This is a genomic window from Algoriphagus sp. (assembly GCF_024305035.1).
GTDB lineage: Bacteria > Bacteroidota > Bacteroidia > Cytophagales > Cyclobacteriaceae > Algoriphagus.
This window is the reverse complement of sequence record NZ_JAMWZB010000034.1, coordinates 44425-51079: the sequence shown is the minus strand read 5'-3', so window position 1 is coordinate 51079 and position 6655 is coordinate 44425. Positions and strand designations below refer to the sequence as shown.

General features: G+C 42.4%; 6 protein-coding genes. 1 reads left to right on the top strand and 5 read right to left on the bottom strand.

The features are described from left to right. On the top strand, nt 1–263 hold a 263-nt coding region (locus Q0L00_RS16915), incomplete at its 5' end, for a hypothetical protein (RefSeq protein ID WP_297338071.1). Here Q0L00_RS16915 and Q0L00_RS16910 read toward each other — a convergent pair. The 5 genes from Q0L00_RS16910 to Q0L00_RS16890 form a co-directional block, all read right to left on the bottom strand. Continuing rightward, nucleotides 244–732, bottom strand: a complete 489-nt coding sequence (locus tag Q0L00_RS16910; RefSeq protein ID WP_297338070.1) for a hypothetical protein — start codon at nt 730–732, stop codon at nt 244–246. The genes Q0L00_RS16915 and Q0L00_RS16910 overlap by 20 nt on opposite strands. A 58-nt stretch (nt 733–790) precedes the next feature. After that, nucleotides 791–1513, bottom strand: a complete 723-nt coding sequence (locus Q0L00_RS16905) for a hypothetical protein (RefSeq protein ID WP_297338069.1) — start codon at nt 1511–1513, stop codon at nt 791–793. Further along, nucleotides 1513–3210 carry an AHH domain-containing protein gene (locus tag Q0L00_RS16900; protein ID WP_297338073.1) on the bottom strand — a complete coding sequence of 566 codons (1698 nt, stop codon included), beginning with the start codon at nt 3208–3210 and terminating at the stop codon, nt 1513–1515. The genes Q0L00_RS16905 and Q0L00_RS16900 overlap by 1 nt, the downstream gene beginning before the upstream one ends. A gap of 481 nt (nt 3211–3691) precedes the next feature. Then, nucleotides 3692–6028, bottom strand: coding sequence for a M1 family metallopeptidase (locus Q0L00_RS16895; RefSeq protein WP_297338068.1), 2337 nt, complete (start codon nt 6026–6028; stop codon nt 3692–3694). Nucleotides 6029–6041: 13 nt separating this feature from the next. Then, a complete protein-coding gene (locus tag Q0L00_RS16890) occupies nt 6042–6623 on the bottom strand; it encodes a HupE/UreJ family protein (RefSeq protein ID WP_092790188.1) in 582 nt (193 codons plus the stop codon). Nucleotides 6624–6655 lie beyond the last annotated feature (32 nt).

The following is a 6655-nucleotide window of genomic DNA, read 5'->3' as shown; positions in this document are numbered from 1 at the left end:
AAAATTATGTACTTATTATTTCTGAAAACTGTGTAATGTTATTTTCTGGTGACATCCTTAAACCTAGGGATAAAAAAAGTCCCAAAAAATACCCAGAACTGGGTATTTTTTGGGGGTTTTCTTTCGGTTTTGAAGAAATCCTCAGTCTTTTCTATCGATCTGAATCGTCCGATTGGGAGAAAAGTCCTTATTCAGCATCTTGGAAAACAAGGTCAACTTTTGATAATATAAGTAGTCTTCCTTTTACCGTAATTGCTCTTTAATAAAATAGGTACATCCTTTATCTGTCCAGCTTTCCCCAGTTTTGATGGGAATCAACTCTGCTTCAAAGATATCCTGCCCTCGATAACCCAAGCCCTGAAGATCGTCTCCGTCCAGAAAGTTTCCCAACTCCTGAGAAAGGTCTATGATTAATTTGTGCTTGATCAAATAGGCGGATTGAAGGACCAAATAGCGAGGATCATTGTTTTTCGGTTCCACGAATTTTAATTGTGCTATCAACTCAAACATCGATACCGGCTGATACCAGGAATCCCCGGCATCTTCCCATTCCCGATCTTCTATATCGAGCGGAGTGAGGGGCAGTTGGTAGCGGTCTACCAGATAGCTTAAAGCTTCCCTTGCCTGCTCTTCTGGAGAAAGGTCGGACTCGTAGAGTTCGGTGATTTTTTGCTGGAGACTTTGCTCAGATTCTACCCATTCTTCCAGACTGGGCCATGGCTTTCGTTGCATAAGGGATCTTTTTGTTTGAAGAAAATCCAGCCCTGAATATTCAAGACTGGATATCGATTTATTTGTAAAACTGCTTTCTCAAACCATTGGGACCATACCATTCTTCATCGGGGATTTCCAGAGGTTTGAACTCGATGCCTTGAAATCCATTTTCCTCTATTTCCTTTTTCAAATCCTCTGAGACTATTATTCCTAGGATCGGTACTTTATCAAAGAGCAAAATTGGACGTTTCTCTGATTCTTTTACGAAAGGTCTTTTAGGGTAAACAGAAACCCCATTTCCCCAACCTTCCTTTTTCACTTTTAGAAATTCAGAAAGATTATTGAACTTACGAAGTTCTGTATTTCTGGTTCTATCCACATAAACTCCGTATTTGTTTTTGATCGGTGTATCTGTATCCACATAAAAAGTGGTTCTGTCAAAATCCAAGGAATCGTCTGAAAAGGATATAAAATTTGTAATCCAATACCCTTCAACTTTCTCCTTACTTTGGATAAGTGTGATAGGAAAGAATTCAATGCACGCACTTTCACAACATTTCTCCAAAAATGATTTGAGTCGAGAAGAGACGATTAATCTTGGAGAGAGCATGCCTCCGGCTGAAAAAAAATCTGGAATCCGCTCTCCTTCGTTTAAGATAATATCTGATATTATTGGCTCAAAGCCCACTTTAGAACGATTGTCATGTTTTCCAATAAACATAGGATCGTTTACATGACATTTTTCTATGTAATTTTTGATCAAATCCTTGGGAGACTTCATCATTTGATAGTATTTCATCAGAAGGTTATATCGTTTAAATGTTTACTTGGATTAGCTTGGATGGCAGCCTTTGCATCATTTACAAGTTTAACTAATTCATTATTCCATTGATCTTCTGGAAACCTCCTTTCAATAAAATCAAGCTTTGATTCAATCAAATCATTATAGACATCATGATTTGGCTGATTTCTTGCTTTCGTGACCGGAATCCCATTTAACGATTCATTCATATGAAACCCCCAATCTGCTGCTTTTTGGACAACAGGATGTTCTTGAATTTTTTTTGACCATGGAATAATATGGTGAGCCTGATGAGTAGCAGAGTTCATCGATGGGAAATTTTTCGCTAAATCAGATCGATAACCAAAGGTTATTTTTCCTTCCAAATTTACTACCCACCTTAAAATTCTTTTTGATGGAATATCACTTGTTGATGAAATAACCTTCCATCCCATTCTTGAACCAGAGGCAATAATCCCATAAAATGGAATTGCCGAGGCCGCGGAAATGGTTGCATTAACCCCATCACCCTCAATCAAATAAAGTGTTGCATTCAATAAATCCGCAGGTTCACCTAGGACAGGAACTAAGCCAGCAATATCCAATGTCCAATGAAGGGCTTCTTTGGTTGCCTCATAAAGTAGTTTTCCATCACTCCATTCAGGATGTTCATGCTTTAAAAAAGCTATTTTAGCTGAAAAATAGGTATAGAATAAGTGTAGTGTAGCCGGATTGCTTAAATCAGCCTCCACTAAGCCGTCTACTGCAAGCCCAAAAGTTGAATTAAAAGGTTTGTCCAGAACTCCATTCATCCCTGCTGAAATAGTAAACAAAGCTGCGTTTTGATCTATCATTTCATCCTCTCCAAGTGCTTGCCATAGATCTTTGGCGAAGGTTTGATTATCAGGATGGCTTAAATACTGCAGGTGGTAATCTGATAAAGCTCCATTTAAATCCCTGTTGATTGAATTAGAAATTTTAGAAGGCGTGAAGGCAGGTGTACCAAAATCAGAAACGTCACAGTCCATGCAGGTCATCGCCCCTTCATTTTCTGCAACTCTTTTTCTAGAATATGGATCAGCACATGTAATTGTAATAATTGTGGTAAAACTACATACCGATTCACAATAAGAGCCTCCAATACCAGTTTCTGTGGATTGGTAGCTTATTGTCCAAGAACAAGAAGTACCTCCGCCAGAACTCCCTGAACCAGAAGAGCCTCCTCCACTTTCCGGTGTACTTCCACCGCCTGGTGTAATCCACGCATCTCCACTTCCACCAGTAGATCCGCCTCCACCAGATCCGGATTCTATAGTAACTTGGTCACAAATTACCGGATCCCCATTTTCATCAAACACTCCCTGACACCTTTCCAGAAAAGTAGGATTAGAATCATTGAAAAAATTAGAAAAAGAATACCGCTTGATTATAGCACCCGACTGGAGTAAATCTTTAAGTTCTAAAAATGACTGATACTGAAGGCTGTCAAATTCGTACTTTAGTACATATTGATCCAGCAGATTATCCAGGCTATCGGTGACCACCACCAAGTTGAAGGTGCTAAACCGATCATCTTTTTCCAGAAAAGGTACCGTGTACGTTTTTCTGAGTAATGAATCCTGCGTAAGCAGGGACGCATCCAGATCAAACAAAAAATCTGACATCTCCCGGTTCCGGGCGGATTGTATAATATCCACACCCACCCGCTTACTCATTTTCAATCCCAGATTTTGCAGATCCGCTGGATCGGCAGACTGCACCTTGAATTGACCCTGTTCACTTTCAATAGTATCCTTTTTGAGTGCCGGATCGGTATCGATCTCCTGCTGGCAACCCCAAAAACTTAGTAAAAAGACTGCGGCTAAAAGTCCTTTAAAAATCAGTTCTTTTAAAGCCAAAAGTTTGCTGTTTTCATAAAATTTAAATTTTTAACTCCTTAAACCTAAGGCTAAAAAAAGTCCCAAAAAATACCCAGTTCTGGGTATTTTTTGGGGGTTTTCTTTCGGTTTTGAAGAAATCCTCAGTCTTTTCTATCGATCTGAATCGTCCGATTGGGAGAAAAGTCCTTATTCAGCATCTTGGAAAACAAGGTCAACTTTTGGATAAAAAACAAAACCCTCCAAAGGGATTCCCGATAGGTATCAGGACCCTTGGAGGGTGGATATTTTTCGCAAACCTGTCAGGTCTGCTTGAAAATTACTTTTTCTTCTGTGCCCGCTTCATCGGATTGTCTCCTGTAGAAGCACCTCTTGCGCCACCTCGACCTTTGAAGAGTTCGAAGCGCGTAGGCTGGTACTGTCTTGGCCAGTAGTTGCTCGACTCATCGATATCGGCAGTCTCCCGATATGGATCCAAAACAAACTGCACTACTTCTTTTTTCTTGGGGAAAACTTTGGTCACCTTCGTTTCATTCAGCTTCCAGATTTCAGCAGGAATCCGCTCGATCTCCGAGGTACCATCAGCATACTGAAACTCAATGATCAAAGGCATAACCAAGCCGCCTACATTTTCGAAAGTAAGCTCATAGAAATTTAGATCCGAATTGAGCAACTCTCGCTCTTTATCCGTCAAGCTCGCCATAAATTGCTTGTATTCTTCCTCATCCTCGGGAGTAATCGCAAATCGATCGTAGCTATTGTAGAAATCACGCGTGGCCGGGTCGGCTTCCAACACGGTCTGTGGTACGTCAACTTTGTTAAACTCCTTACTGACGTAAGTTTCCTCTCGCTCAAATTCAGCCCGATCGGCTGCTTTCTTTTCGGCAGGAGTTCGGTTATCCAACTTAAACCATTTTACATCCTGAATGGCAATATCCACCGGTTCGGTCTCGTAAAACCATCCTCTCCAGAACCAATCCAGATCGATAGCCGAAGCATCCTCCATTGTACGGAATAAATCCTCTGGGGTCGGATGCTTAAACATCCATCTTCTTGCGTACTCTTTAAAGGCATAGTCAAACAGTTCTCTTCCCATCACGGTCTCCCGTAAAATATTCAAAGCGGTAGCCGGCTTGGCATACGCATTAGGGCCAAATTGAATGATATTTTCCGAATTGGTCATGATCGGCTCCAGGTACTGCTTTTCACTTCTCATGTAAGGAACAATTTTATGGGCCGGCCCACGACGGGAGGGGTAATCCCGATCCCATTCCTGCTCAGCCATAAACTGCATAAAGGTATTCAAACCCTCATCCATCCAAGTCCACTGACGCTCGTCGGAGTTGACGATCATGGGGAAAAAGTTATGCCCCACTTCATGAATGATTACGGAGATCATTCCGTATTTTACGGCTTCCGAATAGGTGCCGTCTTTGTCGGGACGACCATAGTTGAAGCAAATCATTGGGTATTCCATCCCATTGCTTCCTTCTACTGATATAGCGGTGGGGTAAGGATAGTCAAAGGTTTTTTCAGAATAAGATTTGATCGTATGGGCCACTACTCGTGTGGAGTATTGCTCCCAAAGCGGATTGCCTTCTTTGGCATAATAAGACATGGCCATCACATCCTTTCCGCCCTGCTTTACGGCCATGGCATCCCAGATGAATTTTCTGGAAGAAGTCCAGGCGAAATCACGCACATTTTCAGCTTTAAATATCCAGGTTTTCTTTTCGGTTGATTTTCCTTTTTCCAGTTTTTCGGCTTCTGCCTGAGTCCGGATGATGACCGGATTATCATAGGTTTGCTTGGCTTTGTTCCATCGCTCCAGTTCGGTTGCGGAAAGTACCTCTTCCGGATTTTGCAAAACTCCGGTAGCCCCTACCATGTGATCGGCCGGAACGGTAATTCGGACTTCATAATCCCCAAAAGTCAAGGCAAATTCACCTCTTCCAAGAAATTGCTTGTTTTGCCAGCCTTCAAAATCAGAGTAAACAGCCATCCTTGGAAACCACTCGGCCATCGTGTAGAGGTAATTTCCATCCTCTGGAAAATACTCATAGCCCGGACGGCCGGAAATGTAACTCATCCTGTCTGTGATGTTGAAGGACCAGTCCACCTTGAAGGAAAAAGTCTCTCCTGCCTTTAAGGGCTGCGGCAAATCAATTCGCATCATGGTTTTATTCACCGCGACAGGAAGAGCATTTCCATTTTCATCTTTTACATCTAAAACCTTGTAACCAAACTCCTCATTTTCCCAAAGGATGCCTTCCAAGGTTCGCATGGTCATGCGTGAATTGATGGAGCTTTCGGCAACCTTAGGCGCCTCAGACTCGGGACCTCGTTGGTTTTCTTCCAGTTGCACCCAAAGGTAGGTGAGTTGGTCCGGAGAGTTGTTGATGTAGGTGACCGTCTGGGATCCTTTGATGGATTGATTGTCATCATTGAGTTCCACATCGATCACGTAATTGGCCTGCTGCTGCCAATACATGTGTCCCGGAGCACCTGAAGCGGTACGGTACACATTCGGAGAGCGAAGCATCGTTCCGAGTTGCTCAAAACGCTCAGCATGATTTTGCTCCGATCGGCGAGCCTGTGACCAGCCTTCGGTCGAAACCAGCGCAAACAAAGCGATAGCGAGTCCAAATTTTCTCATAGAGTTATATTTATTACCAGAATTTCGTTTCTAACATTAATACTAAAGCCACTCCCAAAACCATCGAGGAGACAACCAAGGCCCAGTCCCGCTTGTTTACGCCTGCTATTCCCACCAAAATGGAAGTCAGCAGCAGAAATGCCCCCACAATAACCAATTGCCCCGCTTCCAAACCCAGGTTGAAAGCCAAGAGTGGTTGCCAAATCGACGCCTCTTTTCCCAACAATTCGCGGAGATAATTGGAAAAACCCAGTCCATGGATCAATCCAAAAAACAAGGCAAAGAAATAATTGAGTTGAACCCCGCGTCCAGAGCTAGGCCTGGGCTTCAATATCGTCATAAATGCGGTAATGGCAATAGTCACCGGAATCAAAAACTCGATCACATCCGAGCGTACATTGACGATTTTAAAGGTAGCCAAAGCCAAGGTCAAAGAATGCCCAATCGTAAATGCCGTGACGAGAATCAAGATCTTTTTCCAATCTCTTCCCGTAAATACCGCACAGAGTGCCAACACAAATAGGATATGATCGTAACCCTGAATATCCAAAATATGCTGAAGGCCTAATTTAAAATAAAGCTCAAATGTGTTCATGGTCGGTGATTATATACTTCAATAGAAGTAAA

Bases quoted from the DNA above. Each gene is read 5' to 3' on its own strand.
- Q0L00_RS16900 (WP_297338073.1), bottom strand. From the start codon at position 3,210: ATGAGTAAGCGGGTGGGTGTGGATATTATACAATCCGCCCGGAACCGG.
- Q0L00_RS16895 (WP_297338068.1), bottom strand. From the start codon at position 6,028: ATGAGAAAATTTGGACTCGCTATCGCTTTGTTTGCGCTGGTTTCGACC.
- Q0L00_RS16910 (WP_297338070.1), bottom strand. From the start codon at position 732: ATGCAACGAAAGCCATGGCCCAGTCTGGAAGAATGGGTAGAATCTGAG.
- Q0L00_RS16890 (WP_092790188.1), bottom strand. From the start codon at position 6,623: ATGAACACATTTGAGCTTTATTTTAAATTAGGCCTTCAGCATATTTTG.
- Q0L00_RS16905 (WP_297338069.1), bottom strand. From the start codon at position 1,513: ATGAAATACTATCAAATGATGAAGTCTCCCAAGGATTTGATCAAAAAT.